Source organism: Marinobacterium sp. MBR-111 (assembly GCF_040547585.1).
GTDB classification, from domain to species: domain Bacteria; phylum Pseudomonadota; class Gammaproteobacteria; order Pseudomonadales; family Balneatricaceae; genus Marinobacterium; species Marinobacterium iners.
Genome location: NZ_JBEPQA010000003.1, coordinates 166,430 through 186,413 on the forward strand (window position 1 = coordinate 166,430; position 19,984 = coordinate 186,413).

The window sequence follows — 19,984 nt, forward strand, 5'->3', positions numbered from 1 at the left end:
CGATGCACCCCTTGCGGATCGGCATCGTTGCAGGTGAAGCATCCGGGGATATTCTGGGTGCTGCCTTGATCTCGGCCCTGCATCAGCGTAATCCCGACATCCAGTTTGAAGGTATCCCCGGCGAATTGATGCAGCAGCAGGGCTGCGCCGAGCTGTTTCCGCTTGAACGCCTTTCGGTGATGGGTCTGGTTGAGGTATTAGGTCGGCTGCCGGAGCTTTTGCGTGCGCGCAAGCGTCTGATTCGTCATTTTATCGATAACCCGCCCGATCTGTTCATTGGTATCGATGCACCCGATTTCACCTTTGGTATGGAAAAGGCATTGAAGCAGGCGGGGATTCCAACGGTGCATTATGTCAGCCCGTCAGTCTGGGCCTGGAAGCGCAAGCGGATCTTCAAGATCAAGCAGAGCACGGACCTGTTGCTGACCCTGTTCCCGTTTGAGGCAGAGGTGTACGCACCCACCGGACAGAATCTGCGCTTTGTCGGCCATCCGTTGGCTGATCAAATACCGGCTGACCTGGATCTTGAACGTGCCCGTCAGCGCTATGGCCGTGACCGTGCCGATCAGGGGCCATTGATCGCTCTGCTGCCCGGCAGTCGCGGCTCGGAGTTGAAATATCTGGCCGAACCCTTCCTTGAAACGGCGCGTTGGCTGGCACGGCAGCGTCCGGAGGTGGAGTTTATTCTGCCGGCGGCCAATCAGCGCCGCTATGAACAATTGGCGCAGCAGGTACAGCAATATCCCGAGCTGAATCTGAAACTGGTACTGCAAGGCTCTCGTGAAGTGATGGCGCTGGCCGATGCGATTCTGATCGCTTCCGGTACGGCCACACTTGAGGCCTGTCTGCTGCAGAAGCCAATGGTGGTGGCGTACAAAATGGCCGGCCTGACCTACTCAATCTATTCGCGCATGATCAAGAGCCGCTGGATCTCGCTGCCCAATGTGCTGGCACAGGAGGAGATGGTACCGGAGGTGTTGCAGGGCAGGGTGACGCCTGAGGTGCTTGGACCGCTGCTGCTGCGTGCGCTGGAAGATCAGGCCTATCGAAACCGCGTTGAGCAAACTTTTGCCGCTATCGGCACTGAGCTGCGCTGCAATGCCAGTGAGCGTGCCGCTGATGCCGTGCTGGAACTGTTGGAGACCCGCCATGCACAACACTGAGATTATATTTCGCCCCAGCGGTTTGATCGCGGGTGTGGATGAGGTCGGTCGCGGCCCGCTGGTGGGGGATGTGGTGGCAGCGGCCGTAATTCTGGATCCGGAACGTCCCATTGACGGGCTGGCCGACTCCAAGAAACTCAGCGAAAAACGTCGGGAGCATCTGTACGAATTGATCCGCGAGCGTGCCCTGGCCTGGTGTGTTGCCAAAGCCAGCCCAGCTGAAATCGATGAATTGAATATTCTGCATGCCACCCTGTTGGCGATGCAACGCGCCGTGGCCGGACTCCAGGTCGCTCCCGATTATGCATTGATTGACGGTAACCGCTGCCCTGTGCTGTCTTGCCCGGCGGAGCCTGTTGTAAAGGGTGATGCCCGTGTGGCCGAAATCAGCGCAGCCTCGATTCTGGCGAAGGTTGAACGGGATCGTCAGATGCAACAGCTGCATCTGCAATTCCCTGAATACGGCTTTGCACGACACAAGGGGTACCCGACGCCCGAACACCTTGAAGCGCTGTCCCGGCTGGGTGCGCTGCCTGAGCATCGACGCAGTTTTCGCCCGGTGCGAGAACAATTGAACCGAGAGCCCCATGTCTGATCCACGCTTTGTCCATCTTCGGGTACATACCGAATATTCACTGTTCGACGGTCTGGTCAGAATCAAACCGTTAGTGGCCGCCGCAGCGGCGCAGAAAATGCCGGCCGTTGCTGTCACTGATCAGACCAACCTGTTTGCCTTAATCAAATTCTACAAGGCGGCATTGGGCGCTGGCGTCAAACCGATCTGCGGTGTTGATCTATGGGTACAAAACCCGATTGAGCCCGAGGGTGAGCCCTTTCGGCTGACCCTGCTGGTACGTACAGGCAAGGGTTATCGCAACTTGATGGAGCTGGTATCCCGCGCCTATGCCGAAGGGCAGAATATTGACCCTGAGCGTGCGCTGGTCAAGGTGGAGTGGATACGGGAAAAGGCTGAAGGCCTGATTGCCCTGTCCGGTGCGCGTCAGGGCGAGATAGGCCGGGCGCTGCTATCCGAAAGCGGCAATGCCGAAGCAATCCTCGACAGCTGGCGTAAGGTCTTTCCGGACAGTTTTTACCTTGAAGTTCAGCGTACCGGACGCTCAGGTGATGAGGCGCTGGTGCATGCCAGTGTTGAACTGGCGGCAAGAACGGGCTGCCCGCTGGTGGCCACCAATGAAGTGATGTTCCTTAAGCAGGATGACTTTGAGGCCCATGAGGCTCGGGTGTGTATCAACCTGGGTCGCACTTTGGATGATCCGCAACGACCGCACAATTACTCCGATCAGCAATACTTCCGTTCCGCTGATGAGATGGCCGAGTTGTTCAGTGACATTCCCAGTGCACTGGAAAACACGGTCGAGATCGCTCGGCGCTGCAACATCGAGCTGGAACTGGGAACGTACTACCTGCCGCGCTACCCCGTGCCGGAAGGGATGTTGATGGATGACTACTTCCGTCAGGTGTCTTGGGAAGGTTTGGAGGAACGACTGGCATTTCTGCTCGACAAGGATGCGCCGGACTATCAGGAGCGGCGCAGGCCCTACGAAGAGCGGTTGGAGTTTGAGCTGGATATCATCATTCAGATGGGTTTTCCCGGCTACTTCCTCATAGTGATGGACTTCATCAAGTGGGCCAAGGAAAACGGCATTCCGGTAGGGCCGGGGCGCGGCTCTGGTGCCGGTTCTCTGGTGGCCTATGTGCAGAAGATTACCGATCTGGACCCGCTGGAATATGACCTGCTGTTCGAACGCTTCCTGAACCCGGAACGTGTGTCCATGCCTGACTTCGATATCGATTTCTGCATGGATAACCGTGACAAGGTGATTGACTACGTGGCGCGCACCTATGGTCGCGACGCGGTATCGCAGATCATCACCTATGGCACCATGGCCGCCAAGGCGGTGGTACGTGACGTCGCACGAGTACAGGGCAAACCCTTCGGTCTGGCTGACCGCCTCTCCAAGCTGATCCCGTTTGAAGTGGGGATGACTCTGAACAAGGCCTGGGAGCAGGAGGAAACTCTGCGCGACTTCGTGAATGGCAGCGAAGAAGCGCAGGAAATCATGGAGATGGCCTACAAGCTGGAAGGCGTCACCCGCAACGTCGGCAAACATGCCGGCGGTGTCGTGATTGCGCCCACCAAACTGACCGACTTCTCCGCCACCTACTGTGACGAATACGGTCAGGGTTTGGTGACCCAGTTTGACAAGAACGATGTGGAAGAAGCGGGTCTGGTGAAGTTCGACTTTCTGGGCCTGCGTACACTGACCATCATCGACTGGGCGTTAGACACCATCAATCGCAAGCGCAGGAAAACCGGTGAAGCCGCGCTTGAGATCGAAACCATCGATCTGGAAGATCCTGATACGTTTAAGCTGCTGCAGAGTGCCCAGACTACTGCGGTGTTCCAGCTGGAATCCAGCGGCATGAAGGATCTGATTCGCCGTCTTTTGCCAAACCGGTTTGAGGATATCATCGCGTTGGTGGCCCTGTTCCGTCCGGGGCCGCTGCAATCAGGGATGGTGGACGACTTCATCAACCGAAAGCACGGCCGTGCTCCACTGGCCTGGCCGCACCCTGATTACCAACTCGACAGCTTGCAGCCTGTACTGGAGCCTACCTACGGCATCATCCTGTATCAGGAACAGGTGATGCAGATCGCCCAGGTGATGGCGGGTTACACCCTTGGCGGCGCCGACATGCTGCGACGTGCCATGGGCAAGAAAAAGCCCGAAGAGATGGCCAAGCAGCGCAGCATCTTCCTGGAAGGGTGTGCCAATCAGGGAATCGACAAGGACCTGGCGGGCAATATCTTCGATCTGGTGGAAAAATTCGCCGGTTACGGCTTCAACAAGTCCCACTCGGCGGCCTATGCGCTGGTGTCCTACCAGACTGCCTGGCTGAAGCAGCACTACCCTGCTGCCTTCATGGCCGCCGTGCTCTCGTCCGATATGCAGAACACCGACAAGGTGGTGATCTTCATCGAAGAGTGTCGTCAGATGAAACTGACGGTACGTCTGCCGGACGTGAATGACAGTGAATACATGTTCACCGTCAACGACGCCGATGAAGTGGTGTATGGCCTCGGGGCCGTTAAGGGGGTGGGTGAAGGCCCGGTGGAAGCCATCGTGCGTGCCCGTCAGGAAGGGGGTGCCTTCCGTGACCTGTTTGACTTCTGTGAGCGGGTGGGGGCAGGCAAACTCAACAAGCGAGTGCTGGAGGCGCTGGTGAGGTGCGGCGCACTGGACAGTGTGGGCCCTTCGCGTGCAGTTCTTTGGGATGCGATTCCGGCCGCATTGAAGGCGGCCGATCAGAGTGCGCGCAACGAAGATGCCGGCATGATGGACCTGTTCGGCGCGGTGGAGGCTGAAGCGCCCTCGGACCCCTATGCCGAGTTTCACAAGGCGCGTGACTGGACCGACAAGGAGCGCCTGCAGGGCGAAAAGGATACGCTGGGGCTCTACGTTACTGGTCATCCGATCGATGAGTATGAAGCGGAGCTGAAACATCTGGTCAGTCGTAAGCTGGTGGAGATTCAGCCAGATCGTGGTCGCAGCCAGAAGATGGCCGGTCTTGTTGTCGACATGCGGCTGAAGAAGACCAAAAAGGGCGATAACCTCTGTTTCCTGACCCTGGACGATCGCAGTGCGCGGCTTGAAGTCACTCTGTTTGGTGATACCTATGAAGAAGCCCGCACCGTCATCAACAAGGACGCGGTTCTGGTAGTAGAAGGCGAAGTGGTACAGGATGACTACAATGGTGGGCTCAAGGTACGCTGTAATCGAGTGCAAAGCATGGCTCAGATACGTGCGGCACAGGCGCGCTGTGTTGAAGTGCAGTGCGATACCCGCCAGCTTGGGCCGCGCCAGTTACGACAGCTGGCTGATACTCTGGCGAAGGGGCGTAGCCCGCTGATCAGCCTGTCCGTGGCGCTGAGGTACCGTCGTGAAGACGCCGAGGCACGGGTCTGGCTGGGCAGTGAGTGGTCCGTCTCGCCGACTGATGAGCTGCTGTTGCAGTTGAAGGAACAGTTCGGTAACAAGGCTGTGCGCCTGTGTTATGACTGATGGGGTGGTGATCCACCCGCGCAACCGTTAAAATCGTGCAATTATTCAGTGCCCCCGGGCCCCATGTTACAGAACAGAAGCAGACCCGCATGAACCCCAATTATCTGGATTTCGAACAGCCGATCGCAGAACTTGAAGCCAAGATCAGTGAATTGCGTCACGTCAACGAAGGTACTGACGGTCTGAATCTGGGTGATGAGCTGGAAAAACTGCAGGACAAGAGCCGCAGTCTGACCGAATCGATCTTCAAGGATCTCTCGGCCTGGCAGATCTCCCAGCTGGCGCGCCACCCGCAGCGCCCCTATACGCTGGACTACGTCCAACATGTCTTCGACGACTTTGACGAAATCCATGGCGATCGTCACTTTGCCGATGATCAGGCGATTGTCGGTGGTTTGGCCCGTCTTGATGGTCGCCCGGTGATGGTGATTGGTCATCAGAAAGGCCGCGAAGTGAAGGAAAAGGTACGCCGCAACTTCGGCATGCCGCGCCCCGAAGGTTACCGCAAGGCGCTGCGCATGATGGAGATGGCAGAGCGCTTCAAACTGCCGGTACTGACCTTCATCGACACCCCGGGCGCCTATCCGGGGATCGACGCCGAAGAACGTGGTCAGTCGGAAGCGATCGCATTCAACCTGGCGAAGATGTCACAGTTGAACACCCCGATCATCTCCACCGTAATCGGTGAGGGGGGGTCTGGCGGTGCACTGGCAATCGGTGTCTGTGACGAACTGCTGATGCTGCAATATGGTACCTACTCCGTGATTTCACCGGAGGGCTGCGCGTCCATCCTTTGGAAAAGTGCAGAGCGTGCCTCTGATGCCGCCAAGGCGATGGGCATCACCTCCGGGCGCCTGCACGAGCTGGGTCTGGTGGATCAAGTCATCAGCGAGCCACTGGGAGGTGCGCATCGCAACCCCGAGTTGATGGCGGCAAATTTGAAAAAACACCTGCTGGAAACTCTGGATCGTCTGGCGGACCTGCCCGCTGAAGAACTGCTGGAGCGCCGCTATCAGCGTCTGATGTCCTACGGTGTGTTCGAAGATTGATAGCACCGGGTCGGGCGTTGTGTCTGACCTGCTTGTTGGGCTCAGGCAGCAGCTTGATACCTGCCCAAAAGTCCGCCGCTGGGTGGTTGCACTCAGCGGTGGGCTGGACTCCTCCCTGTTACTTTTCCTGCTGCAACGGCTTGCACCGTCGCAATCGGTTATAGCTCTGTATATCGATCATCAGCTGCAGGCCGGTTCGGCGCTTTGGGCCGAACACTGTCGTGAGCAGTGTGGCCGGCTGAATATCCCTTTCAATCTGATCCGGGTGACACCTGACTCCGATTCGGAAGCATCCGCCCGCGCAGCGCGTTACCATGCCTTTGAGTCCTTTCTGCAGCCCGGTGACTGCCTGCTGTTGGCGCAGCATGCGGATGATCAGGCCGAAACCCTGCTGTTGCGGCTGTTGCGAGGTTCTGGGGTGATGGGTCTTGCGGCCATGCCACGCTCACGCCCTTTAGGGCAGGGGATGCTGCTGCGTCCCCTGCTGCAGCAGTCACGTGAGTGTCTGGAGCGGGCCGCGTTTGAGCTCGGGCTTGAGCCGGTTGAAGACCCCAGCAATGCCAACCCGCGCTATGATCGCAACCTCCTGCGGCTCAATGTGTTGCCAGTTCTCAAGCAACGCTGGCCGGGCTTTTTGTCCCGTTGCAGTGAAACTGCTGCAGTGATGCGTGAGGCCAGTGAGTTGCTGACCGAGCGCGCGCAGGAAGATATTTCCCGGTGTGCAGAGCGGGGCGGCCTCAGCCTTGCACGGTTGAATCTCCTGAGTCAGGCGCGGCAGCGCAATCTGCTGCATGTCTGGGTCAGTGAGCAGAGCGGGCATCGGCTGGGGCGGGCTCAGTTGCTGCAGCTGGAGAAGGATCTTTTGCATGCCCGAGCGGATGCCCAGCCGGTTTTTCGCCTGCCCGATCATCAGTTGAGGCGCCATCAGGGTGTACTTTATCTGTTGCCCGATCCCCTGCCGCTTGTCGAAGAGGGCGAACGGAATCTGGTCGTGGGTGAGTCGATCCAATTGCCACTGGGGTGTTTGCAGTGGCAACCGGCCAGACGAGGCCTGCCGGTCGGTCAGCGCCTGACACTGCAGCTCCGTCGGGGCGGGGAGCGTCTGCGCCCGCTCGGGCGTGGCGGTTCGGTCAGTCTGAAACAGTTGCTGCAGGAGGCGGGACTACCGCCCTGGCTGCGCGCCTGTCAGCCATTACTGTTGAAAGATGGCGAGATTGTTGCGGTTCCGGGCATCACTCTGTGTGAGGCGGCGGGCAGCGAGGAGGGACTCTTGCCGATCTGGAGTGGTTTTGGTTTGTCCTGAGGCGTACCTTTTGCTATCCTGCAGTCCCATCTTGAGTACGTTTTCTCCCCTCAATATCTTGATCTGACAGGTTCCGCATGACGCGTTATATTTTCGTCACAGGCGGTGTTGTGTCCTCATTGGGCAAAGGCATCGCATCAGCTTCTCTGGCGGCTATTCTCGAGGCTCGTGGCCTCAAAGTTACAATGCTCAAGCTGGACCCGTATATCAACGTGGACCCGGGCACCATGAGCCCCTTCCAGCATGGTGAAGTATTCGTAACCGAGGATGGGGCCGAGACCGACCTTGACCTCGGTCACTACGAGCGCTTCATTCGTACCACCATGAGCAAGCGCAACAACTTCACCACCGGCCGTGTGTATCAGCATGTGCTGCGCAAGGAGCGTCGTGGCGATTACCTGGGCGGAACCGTACAGGTGATTCCGCACATCACCGACGAGATCAAGCGCCGGGTGATCGAGGGGGCCGGCGATGCGGATGTGGCACTGGTCGAGATCGGTGGCACCGTGGGTGATATCGAGTCCCTGCCATTCCTGGAAGCGGTACGTCAGCTCAAGGCCGAAGTGGGCGCTTCTCGCGCGCTGTTCATGCACCTCACTCTGGTGCCGTACATCGCAACGGCCGGTGAGACCAAGACCAAGCCGACCCAGCACTCCGTGAAAGAGCTGCGCTCCATCGGTATTCAGCCGGATATTCTGGTCTGCCGCTCCGAGAAGCCGCTGGACGAGTCCTCCCGTCGCAAGGTGGCCATGTTCACCAACGTGGAAGAGCGCGCAGTCATATCCCTGCCAGATGCCAACACCATCTACAACATTCCGGCCATGCTGTGGGAACAGCATCTGGACGAGATTGTCACCGAACGTTTCCGCATCAACTGCAAGGCTGCGGATCTGACCGAGTGGAACCGGGTAGCGGATGCGTTCCTGCGCCCGGATGGCGAAGTGACCATCGCCATGGTCGGCAAGTACATGGAGCTGCTGGATGCCTACAAGTCACTGATCGAGGCGATCTCGCATGCGGGCATTGCACTGCGTCAGAAGGTGCGCATCGAGTATATCGACTCCGAACGGGTCGAGCGCGAGGGCAGTGCCATTCTGGAAGGTTTCAGCGCCATCCTGGTACCGGGCGGCTTTGGTGAGCGTGGTGTAGAAGGCAAAATTGAAGCGGTGCGCTTCGCACGCGAGAACAAGGTGCCCTACCTGGGCATCTGCCTTGGCATGCAGGTGGCCGTGATCGAATACGCCCGCCATGTGGCAGGACTGGACGGTGCCAACTCCACCGAGTTTGATCGTCAGTCACCGCATCCGGTGATTGCGCTGATCACCGAGTGGACTGACCATACCGGTGAAATCGAAGTGCGTGGCGAGAACTCCGACCTGGGCGGCACCATGCGCCTGGGGGCTCAAACCTGTCATTTGGCCGCAGGCTCCAACGTAGCCGAGGCCTACGGTAGCACCGAGATCCGTGAGCGTCACCGCCACCGTTATGAAGTGAACAACAATTACGTACCGCTGCTGGAAGAGGCCGGTTTGAAGATCACCGGTCGATCAGTGGATGGCGAGCTGGTTGAAGTGGTTGAAGCACCTGACCATCCCTGGTTCGTGGCCTGTCAGTTCCACCCGGAGTTTACTTCGACGCCGCGTGATGGACATGGCCTGTTCACCGGATTTATCAAGGCCGCGCTGGCACGTCAGGCGCAGCAGTAATCTTTCAAGCGTTAACTGGAGACACAAGCACAATGGCTCAGATTGCGAATATCAAGGCACGTGAAGTACTGGATTCCCGTGGTAACCCGACCGTAGAAGCCGATGTCATCCTGACCTCCGGCGTGATGGGAACAGCCTGTGCACCTTCAGGTGCTTCCACCGGTTCGCGTGAAGCACTGGAACTGCGTGACGGCGATAAATCCCGCTATCTGGGCAAGGGTGTACAGAAGGCGGTGGCTGCGGTCAACGGTGCTATCCGTGAGGCACTGCTTGGCATGGATGTGACCGACCAGCGTGCGCTGGATGACAAAATGCTGGCGCTGGACGGTACTGAAAACAAGGCCAATCTGGGTGCCAATGCCATTTTGGCTGTGTCTCTGGCAGCCGCCAAGGCAGCAGCCACCGAGAAGGGCATTCCGCTGTACGCTCACATTGCCGAGATCAACGGCACCGCCGGTCAATTCTCCATGCCGGTCCCGATGATGAATATCCTCAACGGCGGTGAGCATGCCGACAATAACGTCGATATTCAGGAGTTCATGGTTCAGCCGGTGAACTTTGACAATTTCCCGGATGCTCTGCGTTGTGGTACTGAGATTTTCCATGCACTCAAGGCCGTTCTCAAGGCCCGTGGCCTGAATACGGCGGTGGGTGACGAAGGCGGTTTCGCACCCAACCTGGGTTCCAACGAAGAAGCGCTGGTGGTGATCAAGGAAGCGATCGACAAGGCCGGCTACAAGCTGGGCACCGACGTGACTCTGGCACTGGACTGCGCCTCTTCCGAGTTCTACAAGGACGGCAAGTACGATCTGGCCGGGGAAGGCAAGGTATTCGACGCCGAAGGCTTCGGTGACTACCTGGCGCAGCTGTGCGAAAACTATCCGATCGTCTCCATCGAAGACGGCATGGACGAATCCGACTGGGACGGCTGGGCCAGCCTGACCCGCAAGATCGGCGACAAGGTGCAGCTGGTGGGTGACGACCTGTTCGTGACCAACACCAAGATCCTCAAGCGCGGCATCGACAACGCCATCGCCAACTCCATCCTGATCAAGTTCAACCAGATCGGCTCCCTGTCCGAAACTCTGGATGCGATTAAAATGGCCAAGGACGCCGGTTACACCGCGGTAATCTCGCACCGCTCCGGTGAAACCGAAGATACCACTATTGCCGATCTGGCCGTGGGTACCGCTGCCGGTCAGATCAAGACCGGTTCCCTGTGCCGTTCCGACCGTGTGGCCAAGTACAACCGTCTGCTGCGCATCGCCGAAGAGCTGGGCGACAAGGCAGTTTACAACGGACTGAAAGAGATCAAGGGTCAGGCCTGATAGGCTGACGTGTGATCCGAGGGGGCTCCGGCCCCCTTTTTTGACCCCGGGGAAGAACAGTGTATCGCTGGCTACTGTTGATATTACTGCTGTTACTGGCAGGGCTTCAGTACCGACTCTGGTTCGGCGAGGCCAACCTGCGTCAGGTGTGGCAACTGGAAGAACAGATACTGCAACAGCAGGTCGAAAACCAGCAACTGGCCGAACGCAACCAACGCCTTGAGGCTGAAGTACAGGACCTCAAGCGTGGCTTGGGCGCCTTGGAAGAGCGTGCTCGCAGTGAAATGGGCATGGTGCGCAAGGGCGAAACTTTCTTTCAATTGATAGAACCCGAGCCGGAGCAACCAAGGCCGTGATGTTTGATTCCGCCTGCGAATGGCTGTTGGGCGAGCCACCTTCCACTGCAACCATCCGCAGTTGTCCTGAAGACTTTCAAGTGTTTGAGCAGTTGCCTTTTGAGCCTGATGGCGAAGGGGAACACCTGTTTCTCCATATTCGCAAACGGGGCGAGAATACCGACTGGGTAGCACGTCAGCTGGCCAACTTCTGTCAGGTCAGTCCGCGTGACGTGGGGTATGCCGGTAAAAAGGATCGCCATGCCGTTACCGAGCAATGGTTCAGTGTACGCCTGCCCATCGGCCGTACCCTGAACTGGTCCCTGTTTGGCGGCGACAGTATCGACGTGCTGCACAGCTGTCGCCACAGTCGCAAGCTGCGACTGGGGGCTCTGTCGGGCAACCGGTTCGTAATCCGTCTGCGTGACCTGACTGAGCCGGAAGCCTTTGTCGAGCGGGTGGAGAAGATCCGCCAGGGTGTCCCCAACTTCTTTGGTGAGCAGCGTTTCGGTAATGCCGGTGGCAACCTCGACAAGGGGTTGGCTCTGCTCGAAGGCAGGTTGCGTGAACGCCAGCGCCACAAGAAGGGGCTGTATATCTCTGCCCTGCGTTCCTGGCTGTTCAATCAGGTGATCAATACCCGCCTGCGACAGGAGATCTGGGATCGTATTCTGCCTGGTGACGTACTGATGCTTGATGGCAGTCAAAGTTGCTTTATGGCCGATGATGCGCCTGACCTGATGGCGCGGTTGCAGCGCGGCGACGTGCATCTGACCGGCCCCATGTGGGGGCGTGGGCAGTTGATGACACGGGATGAGGCAGCTGTTTTTGAGCAGGCTGCACTTGCTCCGGCACAGGCGATCTGCCAAGGGCTGGAGTCACTCGGCCTCAACCAGGAGCGGCGTGCACTGCGCTTGATACCAAAGGCGCTTGCGGCACGGGAGGCGTCTGAAGGACAATGGATACTTGAATTTGAACTGCCGTCCGGCGCCTTTGCCACCAGTGTGCTGCGCGAACTCTGCCAGTGGCAGAATGCAGCGGCCTCAGCGGAAGTGAACTGAGATACATACCGATAATGTTGATTCTGATTTCAAATGATGACGGGGTCTACGCCCCGGGACTGGCGACGCTGGCCGAGCGACTGAAGCAGGATGCTGAAACCTGTGTCGTTGCCCCTGATCGCAACCGCAGCGGTGCCAGTAACTCTCTTACCCTTGACCGTCCGCTGGAGGCCCATCAACACCATAGTGGCTATATCGGTATCAATGGCACGCCGACTGACTGCGTTCATCTGGGGGGCTCTGGGCTGTTCACTGAGCAGCGTCGTCCGGACATTGTAGTGTCGGGTATTAATGCCGGTGCCAACCTGGGCGATGATGTGCTGTACTCAGGTACTGTGGCTGCGGCAACAGAGGGGCGTCACTGCCGTTTGCCGCCGATTGCTGTTTCCATGCACAGCTTTCACCCCAAACACTATGAAACTGCGGCAGAAATCGTTGCTTCTCTGGTGCAGCGGCTGGATAGTCTGGTGGTTGCGCCACGTACGGTTCTGAATGTGAATGTACCAGACCTGCCGCTGGACCAGATTCGCGGTATTCATGTAACCAGGCTGGGGCATCGCCACGGTGCCGAGCCACCGGTGCAGGTAGAAGACCCGCGTGGTCGCATCCGCTATTGGATTGCCGGTGCCGGTGCGGCAGCGGATGCTGAGCCCGGAACCGATTTTTTTGCCGTTGAAAACGGCTTTGTCTCCGTCACACCGCTGCAGATCGACATGACCCACTATACGGGCATGGACAATCTGGGGGACTGGCTGGAGGGGCTGCTGTGATCGACATGGATCTGCAGGGTATAGGCATGACCTCGCGCCGTACCCGAGACCGACTTGCTCAGCGCTTGCGTGATCAGGGTGTGATCAGTGAAGAAGTGCTGAATGTGGTTCGAGATACGCCACGCCATATCTTCATAGATGAGGCGCTTTCACATCGGGCCTATGAAGATACGGCCCTTCCCATCGGTTATAACCAGACGATTTCGCAGCCTTATATCGTAGCCCGCATGACAGAGCTTTTGCTGGAGGGTGAGTCGCTCAATAAGGTACTTGAGGTGGGTACCGGGTCTGGCTACCAGACAGCCGTACTGGCACAGTTGGTGGATCAGGTGTTCAGCGTTGAGCGCATTCGTCCGTTGCAGGAAAAGGCGCGCAAACGTTTGCAGCGGCTGAAGTTGCACAATGTGATGCTGCGCCATACCGACGGTGGCATGGGCTGGCCTGAAAAGGCACCCTTTGACGGAATTCTGGTGACTGCCGCGCCACGCGAAATACCTCACGAGTTGCTGGAGCAGCTCGCAGTTGGAGGGCGGTTGGTGATCCCCGTCGGTCATGACGAACAGATACTGAAGCGGATTACACGTGTGACCGAAGACAAGTACGAAACCGAAACGCTGGAAGCCGTGCGCTTTGTGCCACTGCTCAGCGGCACTGTGCGCTGACGGGTTGCAAGGAGGCTCGATGCGAAGCAAGAAGGATTATCTGGTCCTCTCCGGCAAGGGGATGATGATGGGAGCTGCTGATGTCGTCCCTGGTGTTTCCGGCGGCACCATTGCATTCATCACCGGTATATACGAAGAGCTGATCGACAGTATTAAACAGTTTAACCCTGAAGCGGTGCGTATTCTGTTCAACGAAGGACTGATGTCCTGCTGGCGCTACATCAACGGCAGTTTTCTGTTGGCGCTGGTGTCAGGTATTTTGCTGAGCCTGTTAACCATCTCGCGGGTTGTGCTCTATCTGTTGGACGAGTACCCGATCCTGCTCTGGTCATTCTTTTTCGGCTTAATACTGGCGTCTACCTGGAGTGTCGCCCGGCATGTTCGAGGCTGGAATATGAACCTCATGGCTACATTCGCCACAGGGGTGCTGCTGGCCTACATCATTACCGAACAGGCACCGGGCAGTGTAGAACCCTCAAGCCTGATTATATTCCTTGCGGGTATGATTGCTATCTGTGCCATGATTTTGCCGGGCATCTCAGGCAGTTTCATTCTGTTGCTGATGGGGATGTATGCGCCCATTCTGGGTGCAATCAAGGCTCTGGAGTGGGCTATTCTGCTGGTGTTTATGGCAGGTTGTGTGGTCGGGCTTCTGAGCTTCTCCCGTGTATTGAGCTGGGCGTTCCACCACCATCGAATGATGACACTGGCCCTGCTGGGTGGTTTTATGCTTGGCTCCCTCAACAAGGTATGGCCCTGGAAATACACGCTGTCCTACACCATCAACAGCAAGGGAGAAGAGGTGCCGGTGCTGCAGCAGAATCTTCTGCCGGGCAGTTTCGAAGCTCTGACCGGGCTCAATGACTGGTTCTGGCCCGCGCTGCTGCTGATGCTGGTTGGTGCTGCACTGGGTATACTGTTGGATCGACAGAAAACCTGAAGATGGGAGACCCTGTTGCCGAATCCTCTGCTGCTCTGGCTGATATCGCTATTGCTCCTGCTGCAGGGATGTTCGAGCGGCTATGCTCCCGTGTCCGAGCGCTCTCTGGGTGCACGCAGCGAGGCCAGAGGCCCTGCGCCTGCCAGCTATCGGGTCCAGCGCGGTGATACCCTGTATTCCATTTCGTTTCGTTATGGGCTTGATTACCGCGAAGTTGCCCGCTGGAACGGCATCGACAGTCGCTACTTCATATACCCGGGGCAGTCGCTCACGCTGAGGTCGCCCGGCGGCTCAAAGGCCGCAACTGGCTCGACAGCTGCACCCAAGCCCTCAAGTCCAGCTCCTGCTGCCTCAACAACAACGGCGCGAACCGCAACTAACACCAACCGCTCAGAAGCGACTGCCCGCACACCTTCTTCCAGTCCAGCACCATCCAAGCCTTCTTCCGCCAGCTCCGGAGGTAACGGTGCCGTCAGTTGGCAATGGCCGCACAAGGGCAGAATCATCAGTCGTTTCGGTGGTGGAGAACCTGCAAACAAGGGCCTGGATATTGCCGGTAACGCCGGTGAACCCGTCAAGGCCGCGGCCGGTGGCGAAGTGGTCTATGCCGGAAATGGCTTGTTGGGTTACGGCAATCTTGTGATTCTTAACCATAACCAGCGCTATCTGAGTGCATATGCGCATAACAGTCGCATTTTTGTGCGTGAGGGTGATAAGGTTAAAGCGGGTGAGAAAATTGCCGAGATAGGCAATACGGGGGCAACGCGTACGATGCTTCACTTCGAGATTCGCCGTGACGGGAATCCGGTGGATCCATTACGATATTTGCCCAAACAATGATAAAAACAATAATGATGGCCATGTAGAGATGATCTGATCATCTTGACTACCTGGGGGTGAAAAATGGAAACCGTAGGTAAAGGTACAGAATACCGCGTGTCAGCCCAGAGCAACGATGCTGAGTTTGATGACACTGAAGACCGCTACGATGAAGAAGAAACGCTCAATGTTGCCGATGAAGACAGTGATGACGCTGACAGCAGCGAGTCTGAACCGCCAGAGTTTCTGAACAGCGGGCGCGGCAGAGGTTCCATGGCGCATCAGGACCTGGTTAACGCCAAGTCGCTGGATGCAACTCAGCTTTATCTCAACGAGATCGGCTTTTCCCCGTTGTTGACGGCGGAAGAGGAGGTCTATTTCTCCAGGCGAGCTCTCAAGGGAGAGGAGGCCTCCCGGAAACGGATGATCGAGAGCAACCTGCGTCTGGTGGTCAAGATCGCACGGCGTTATATCAACCGTGGGCTGACACTGCTTGATCTGATCGAAGAGGGTAACCTCGGCCTGATTCGCGCGGTGGAAAAATTCGATCCCGAGCGGGGCTTCCGTTTTTCGACCTATGCGACCTGGTGGATTCGACAGACTATCGAACGCGCCATCATGAACCAGACACGCACGATTCGCCTGCCGATACATGTAGTGAAAGAGCTGAACGTGTACTTGCGGGCATCCCGTGAGTTGGCACAAAAGCTGGATCATGAGCCTACAGCTGAAGAGATCGCAGCACTCGTTGACAAGCCCGTCGCGAATGTAGAGCGGATGTTGGGATTGAACGAGCGTGTCAGCTCGGTAGATATCCCGGCTGGGCAGGGAGCTGACAAGCCTCTGCTGGATACGATTCCCGATCTGGATGCGCTTGATCCCGAAACGCTGTTGCAGAACAATAACATCAGCGGCAATCTCAATCGCTGGATGGAGATGTTGCCTGAAAAGCATGCCGATGTACTGTCGCGTCGCTTCGGTCTGCGCGGCTATGAAATGAGCACGTTGGAGCAGGTCGGGCAGGAAATTGGCCTGACGCGTGAACGAGTACGTCAGATTCAAGTTGAAGCTCTGCGCAAGCTGCGTGAAATTGTGGAGAAGAACGGTCTGAGCGGAGAAGATCTGCTGCAGTAAAAACGTGCCGGTATGCGACCGGCACATTTTTCAAATATGAACGCTTCAAGCCTCGCTAGCGCTCCAGATACTGGAGCTTGTCCGGCTCACCATTCCATTTGTCCGCATCAGTCAGTGGCGCCTTGCGCTGATTGATATTGGGCCATATTTCGGACAGCTCCGTGTTCAGCTGAAAGTAAATCTCCTGCGCATCGCTCAGGTCATCCTCGTGCAGAATGGCGTCTGCTGGGCACTCCGGCTCACACAGTCCGCAGTCGATGCACTCGTCCGGGTGAATCACCAGAAAGTTTGGTCCTTCGTAGAAACAATCCACGGGACATACCTCGACACAGTCCGTGTACTTACAGCGGATGCAGTTCTCGGTCACGATATAGGTCATGGATCAGCTCCGGTTGATCATTCTGTTTGCAGTATAGTGCCCCAGCGTTGTTTGTCTCATTGCAGCAGCTGCTTGAGGTTGTAAAGTGCCTCAAGTGCCTGACGAGGTGTCAGCTCATCCGGTTGCAGCTCGCGCAGCTGCAGCTCGGCAGCAGAGGGGGCTGCGGTCACAAACAGGTCGTTCTGAACCGGGCCGTTCTGGCTTGTTGCAGGTGGCTCGGGATTTCGGGCCGGTTGGCAGGCGCTGCTGCGGCTGTCCTGCTCCAGCAGTACCAGCTTGTCACGAGCCTGACGGATGACCTGTGCCGGAATGCCGGCCAGCTGAGCAACCTGCAGGCCATAGCTCTGGCTGGCCGGGCCCTGCTGTACTTCGTGCATGAATACAATGTGATCATTGTGCTCGACGGCGGTCAGATGCACGTTATCGACGCCCGTCGCCTGCTCGGGCAGGGCGGTAAGCTCAAAGTAGTGGGTGGCAAACAGGGTGAAGGCATTAACTTCACGGGCGAGATACTCGGCACAGGACCAGGCCAGTGACAGGCCATCAAAAGTGCTGGTGCCCCGACCCACCTCGTCCATCAGCACCAGGCTGCGCTCGGTGGCATTGTGCAAAATGTTGGCAGTTTCGGTCATTTCGACCATGAAGGTAGAGCGTCCGCCAGCCAGATCGTCCGAAGAGCCCATGCGGGTGAAAATACGGTCGACGATGCCGATGCGGGCGGCCTGTGCCGGTACATAGCTGCCGATATGTGCCAGTAGCGTGATCAGTGCCGCCTGACGCATGTAGGTGGACTTGCCGCCCATGTTGGGGCCGGTGATGACCAGCATTCGCCGTTCCGGATGCAGCTCAAGGTCATTAGCTACAAACGGAGTGTCCAGCACCGCCTCGACCACCGGATGACGGCCGCCCTTGATACGAATGCAGGGCTCCTCAACCAGTTGTGGGCGCTGGTATTCAAGGGCAGCGGCACGGTCGGCCAGAGTGTTCAGTACATCCAGTTGAGCTAGTGCCGAGGCGGATTCCTGCAAAGGCCCGAGTTCGGCTGCCAGCGTTTCGATCAATTCATCGTAGAGTGCTTTCTCCCGTGCCAGCGCCTTGCTTTTGGCACTCAGTGCCTTGTCCTCAAATTCTTTCAGTTCCGGCGTGATGAAGCGCTCGGCATTTTTCAGGGTCTGGCGGCGGATATAGTCTGCCGGCATGTCGATCGCCTGTGCCTTGGTGACTTCGATATAGTAACCATGCACCCGGTTATACCCCACCTTGAGTGTGGCGATATCGGTGCGTGCACGCTCGCGCTGTTCCAGCTGCAGCAGATAATCGCCGGCGTTTTCACTGAGGCCGCGCAGCTCGTCCAGCTCGGCATCGTAACCGGTGGCAATCACACCGCCGTCGCGGATTACGACCGGCGGACCATCAATGACTGCGCGTTGCAGCAATTCGGTCATCTGAGGGAAGGTGGCAATTGAGCTGGCGAGCTGCTTGATCAAGGGTGCATCAGCGGGCTGGACCAATAGCTGAAGACCCGGAAGTGAAGCCAGTGCGTTGCGCAGGCGTTCCAGATCTCGTGGGCGGGCAGAGCGCAGGGCGACACGGGACAGAATACGCTCCATGTCACCGATCAAGCGCAGCTGCTCACTGATATCCTCACTGCGGCCTGACTCAATCAGCCAACGAATCGCATCCTGACGTCCCTCCAGTGTGACGCGGTCACGCAGCGGACGGTGCAACCACCGGCGTAACAGGCGGCTGCCCATCGGCGTACGGCACTTGTCCAATACCGAGGCCAGCGTATTGCTGCGACCGCCTGACAGGTTCAGATCCAGCTCAAGGTTGCGCCGTGTTGCTGCATCCAGAATCACGGCTTCGTCATGCTGCTCTATCTGAATACGACGGATATGGGGCAGTGTGCTGCGCTGGGTATCACGAGCATACTGCAGCAGGCATCCGGCTGCGCTGATCGCCAGGGGCAGATGGTCACAGCCGAAGCCGCTCAGATCACGGGTATTGAACTGATCACACAGCAGACGTCGAGCGGTGTCAGACTCAAACTCCCAGGGCGGGCGACCATGACTGCCGGGACGCTTGCCAAGCAGCTGCGGCAGACCGGAGTCGTCCGGGTAGAGCAGTTCGGCAGGGCGTAGCCGTTCCAATTCCGCCTGCAGAGCATTATGTCCCTCTATTTCAAACAGGCTGAAGCGCCCCGAGCTGATATCCACCATTGCCAGCCCAAATTGTTCACCCTGTGTGCTGATCGCCATCAGAATATTGTCCTGATGCTCATCCAGCAGCGCTTCGTCACTCAATGTGCCGGGGGTCACAATGCGAACCACTTCGCGTTTGACTGGCCCTTTGCTGGTGGCAGGGTCGCCGACCTGCTCACAGATCACCACCGACTCACCCGCCTTGACGATACGGGCAATATAACCCTCGGCTGAATGATAGGGGATGCCTGCCATCGGAATCGGCTCACCGGCTGATTTGCCCCGTGCCGTCAGTGAAATATCGAGTAGCTGGGCAGCCTTTTTGGCATCGTCATAGAACAGTTCATAGAAGTCACCCATGCGGTAAAACATCAGCTGGTCCGGGTGCTGAGCCTTAATGCGTAAATATTGCTGCATCATGGGAGTATGTTGGGTGTTCGGCGCTGCCACTGACATGCTGTTTGGGTCGTCCTGTTGTCCGGGGATTGAATCGATCACCGTGCGGGGTTTTAATGTCAGGATTGTACGTGAATCGTGGCGGCCTGCGTAGTCGCCCGCTTGGAGTTGGATTGATGAAAAACCTTGCACAAAAGGTAGGTGAAACACTGTTGCAGAAAGGTATCAAACTGGCGACGGCCGAGTCCTGTACCGGAGGGTGGGTGGCACAGGCGGTGACAGCTGTGCCCGGCAGTTCAGGCTGGTTTGACTGCGGTTTCGTGTCCTACTCCAATACGGCGAAGCAAAAAATGCTGGGTGTGGATCTCGACGTGCTTGAACGCAACGGTGCCGTGAGTGAGTCGGTGGTAGCGCAGATGGCCGAAGGTGCTTTGCACAACAGTGAAGCCGATATTGCTGTCGCCATCAGCGGCATCGCTGGCCCTGAAGGTGGCACCGAAGATCGTCCGGTGGGCACTGTCTGGCTGGCGTGGGCCATTACGGGTCACCCCACAGTAACCTGTCTGAGTTTTTTTAATGGCGATCGCGATGCAATTCGTCAGCAGGCAGTGGAGCAGGCCCTGGAAGGGATTTTGGCTTACCTGCCACAGTGA

17 protein-coding genes are annotated in these 19,984 nt (G+C 57.6%); 15 read left to right on the top strand and 2 right to left on the bottom strand.

Going from position 1 to position 19,984, the window contains the following annotated elements; all coding sequences use genetic code 11:
• The first annotated feature begins 2 nt into the window (after window positions 1-2).
• The 14 genes from lpxB (at window position 3) to rpoS (ending at window position 16,355) form a co-directional block, all read left to right on the top strand.
• Complete coding sequence (gene lpxB, locus ABIE61_RS03440; protein WP_354406756.1) at window positions 3-1,163, top strand: lipid-A-disaccharide synthase; 1,161 nt, start codon at window positions 3-5, stop codon at window positions 1,161-1,163.
• Window positions 1,150-1,758, top strand: coding sequence for a ribonuclease HII (rnhB, locus tag ABIE61_RS03445; protein WP_354406758.1), 609 nt, complete (start codon window positions 1,150-1,152; stop codon window positions 1,756-1,758). The genes lpxB and rnhB overlap by 14 nt, the downstream gene beginning before the upstream one ends.
• Window positions 1,751-5,248 carry a DNA polymerase III subunit alpha gene (gene dnaE, locus ABIE61_RS03450; protein WP_091826889.1) on the top strand — a complete coding sequence of 1,166 codons (3,498 nt, stop codon included), beginning with the start codon at window positions 1,751-1,753 and terminating at the stop codon, window positions 5,246-5,248. The genes rnhB and dnaE overlap by 8 nt, the downstream gene beginning before the upstream one ends.
• A gap of 89 nt (window positions 5,249-5,337) precedes the next feature.
• Complete coding sequence (gene accA / locus ABIE61_RS03455; protein WP_091826890.1) at window positions 5,338-6,297, top strand: acetyl-CoA carboxylase carboxyl transferase subunit alpha; 960 nt, start codon at window positions 5,338-5,340, stop codon at window positions 6,295-6,297.
• Window positions 6,298-6,316: 19 nt separating this feature from the next.
• On the top strand, window positions 6,317-7,600 hold the full coding sequence (gene tilS, locus ABIE61_RS03460) for a tRNA lysidine(34) synthetase TilS (RefSeq protein WP_354406761.1): 1,284 nt from the start codon (window positions 6,317-6,319) through the stop codon (window positions 7,598-7,600).
• A 77-nt stretch (window positions 7,601-7,677) separates the two neighbouring features.
• Complete coding sequence (pyrG, locus tag ABIE61_RS03465) at window positions 7,678-9,306, top strand: CTP synthase (RefSeq protein WP_354406764.1); 1,629 nt, start codon at window positions 7,678-7,680, stop codon at window positions 9,304-9,306.
• A 32-nt stretch (window positions 9,307-9,338) separates the two neighbouring features.
• Window positions 9,339-10,634, top strand: a complete 1,296-nt coding sequence (gene eno, locus ABIE61_RS03470; RefSeq protein WP_354406767.1) for a phosphopyruvate hydratase — start codon at window positions 9,339-9,341, stop codon at window positions 10,632-10,634.
• Window positions 10,635-10,693: 59 nt separating this feature from the next.
• Window positions 10,694-10,990 (top strand): cell division protein FtsB, encoded by a 297-nt coding sequence (gene ftsB, locus ABIE61_RS03475; protein WP_091826894.1) that lies wholly within the window; start codon window positions 10,694-10,696, stop codon window positions 10,988-10,990.
• The gene (gene truD, locus ABIE61_RS03480) at window positions 10,990-12,030 is read left to right on the top strand and encodes a tRNA pseudouridine(13) synthase TruD (protein ID WP_354406820.1); all 1,041 of its coding nucleotides are present in this window, start codon (window positions 10,990-10,992) and stop codon (window positions 12,028-12,030) included. The genes ftsB and truD overlap by 1 nt, the downstream gene beginning before the upstream one ends.
• Before the next feature lie 14 nt (window positions 12,031-12,044).
• Entirely contained in the window at window positions 12,045-12,800 is a 756-nt protein-coding gene (gene surE, locus ABIE61_RS03485) for a 5'/3'-nucleotidase SurE (RefSeq protein ID WP_091826896.1), read from the top strand.
• On the top strand, window positions 12,797-13,462 hold the full coding sequence (locus ABIE61_RS03490) for a protein-L-isoaspartate(D-aspartate) O-methyltransferase (protein ID WP_242530025.1): 666 nt from the start codon (window positions 12,797-12,799) through the stop codon (window positions 13,460-13,462). Before surE ends, ABIE61_RS03490 begins: the two co-directional genes overlap by 4 nt.
• Window positions 13,463-13,481: 19 nt before the next feature.
• On the top strand, window positions 13,482-14,402 hold the full coding sequence (locus ABIE61_RS03495) for a polyprenyl-phosphate transporter (RefSeq protein WP_354406771.1): 921 nt from the start codon (window positions 13,482-13,484) through the stop codon (window positions 14,400-14,402).
• 15 nt (window positions 14,403-14,417) lie between these two features.
• The gene (locus tag ABIE61_RS03500; protein WP_354406773.1) at window positions 14,418-15,242 is read left to right on the top strand and encodes a peptidoglycan DD-metalloendopeptidase family protein; all 825 of its coding nucleotides are present in this window, start codon (window positions 14,418-14,420) and stop codon (window positions 15,240-15,242) included.
• Window positions 15,243-15,305: 63 nt separating this feature from the next.
• Window positions 15,306-16,355, top strand: a complete 1,050-nt coding sequence (rpoS, locus tag ABIE61_RS03505; protein ID WP_354406776.1) for an RNA polymerase sigma factor RpoS — start codon at window positions 15,306-15,308, stop codon at window positions 16,353-16,355.
• Between the two features lie 55 nt (window positions 16,356-16,410).
• On the opposite strand, the gene fdxA is transcribed toward rpoS, so the two are convergent.
• Window positions 16,411-16,734 (bottom strand): ferredoxin FdxA, encoded by a 324-nt coding sequence (gene fdxA / locus ABIE61_RS03510; RefSeq protein ID WP_091828131.1) that lies wholly within the window; start codon window positions 16,732-16,734, stop codon window positions 16,411-16,413.
• Window positions 16,735-16,790: 56 nt separating this feature from the next.
• The gene (mutS, locus tag ABIE61_RS03515) at window positions 16,791-19,391 is read right to left on the bottom strand and encodes a DNA mismatch repair protein MutS (RefSeq protein ID WP_354406778.1); all 2,601 of its coding nucleotides are present in this window, start codon (window positions 19,389-19,391) and stop codon (window positions 16,791-16,793) included.
• A 56-nt stretch (window positions 19,392-19,447) separates the two neighbouring features.
• Here mutS and ABIE61_RS03520 point away from each other — a divergent pair, with 56 nt between their 5' ends.
• Entirely contained in the window at window positions 19,448-19,984 is a 537-nt protein-coding gene (locus ABIE61_RS03520) for a CinA family protein (RefSeq protein ID WP_309546614.1), read from the top strand.

Excerpts from the sequence above, each read along its gene's own strand:
- lpxB (WP_354406756.1), top strand. The coding sequence starts at position 3 with ATGCACCCCTTGCGGATCGGCATCGTTGCAGGTGAAGCATCCGGGGAT.
- rnhB (WP_354406758.1), top strand. The coding sequence starts at position 1,150 with ATGCACAACACTGAGATTATATTTCGCCCCAGCGGTTTGATCGCGGGT.
- dnaE (WP_091826889.1), top strand. The coding sequence starts at position 1,751 with ATGTCTGATCCACGCTTTGTCCATCTTCGGGTACATACCGAATATTCA.
- accA (WP_091826890.1), top strand. The coding sequence starts at position 5,338 with ATGAACCCCAATTATCTGGATTTCGAACAGCCGATCGCAGAACTTGAA.
- pyrG (WP_354406764.1), top strand. The coding sequence starts at position 7,678 with ATGACGCGTTATATTTTCGTCACAGGCGGTGTTGTGTCCTCATTGGGC.
- eno (WP_354406767.1), top strand. The coding sequence starts at position 9,339 with ATGGCTCAGATTGCGAATATCAAGGCACGTGAAGTACTGGATTCCCGT.
- truD (WP_354406820.1), top strand. The coding sequence starts at position 10,990 with ATGTTTGATTCCGCCTGCGAATGGCTGTTGGGCGAGCCACCTTCCACT.
- surE (WP_091826896.1), top strand. The coding sequence starts at position 12,045 with ATGTTGATTCTGATTTCAAATGATGACGGGGTCTACGCCCCGGGACTG.
- ABIE61_RS03495 (WP_354406771.1), top strand. The coding sequence starts at position 13,482 with ATGCGAAGCAAGAAGGATTATCTGGTCCTCTCCGGCAAGGGGATGATG.
- rpoS (WP_354406776.1), top strand. The coding sequence starts at position 15,306 with ATGGAAACCGTAGGTAAAGGTACAGAATACCGCGTGTCAGCCCAGAGC.
- fdxA (WP_091828131.1), bottom strand. The coding sequence starts at position 16,734 with ATGACCTATATCGTGACCGAGAACTGCATCCGCTGTAAGTACACGGAC.
- mutS (WP_354406778.1), bottom strand. The coding sequence starts at position 19,391 with ATGTCAGTGGCAGCGCCGAACACCCAACATACTCCCATGATGCAGCAA.
- ABIE61_RS03520 (WP_309546614.1), top strand. The coding sequence starts at position 19,448 with ATGTCAGGATTGTACGTGAATCGTGGCGGCCTGCGTAGTCGCCCGCTT.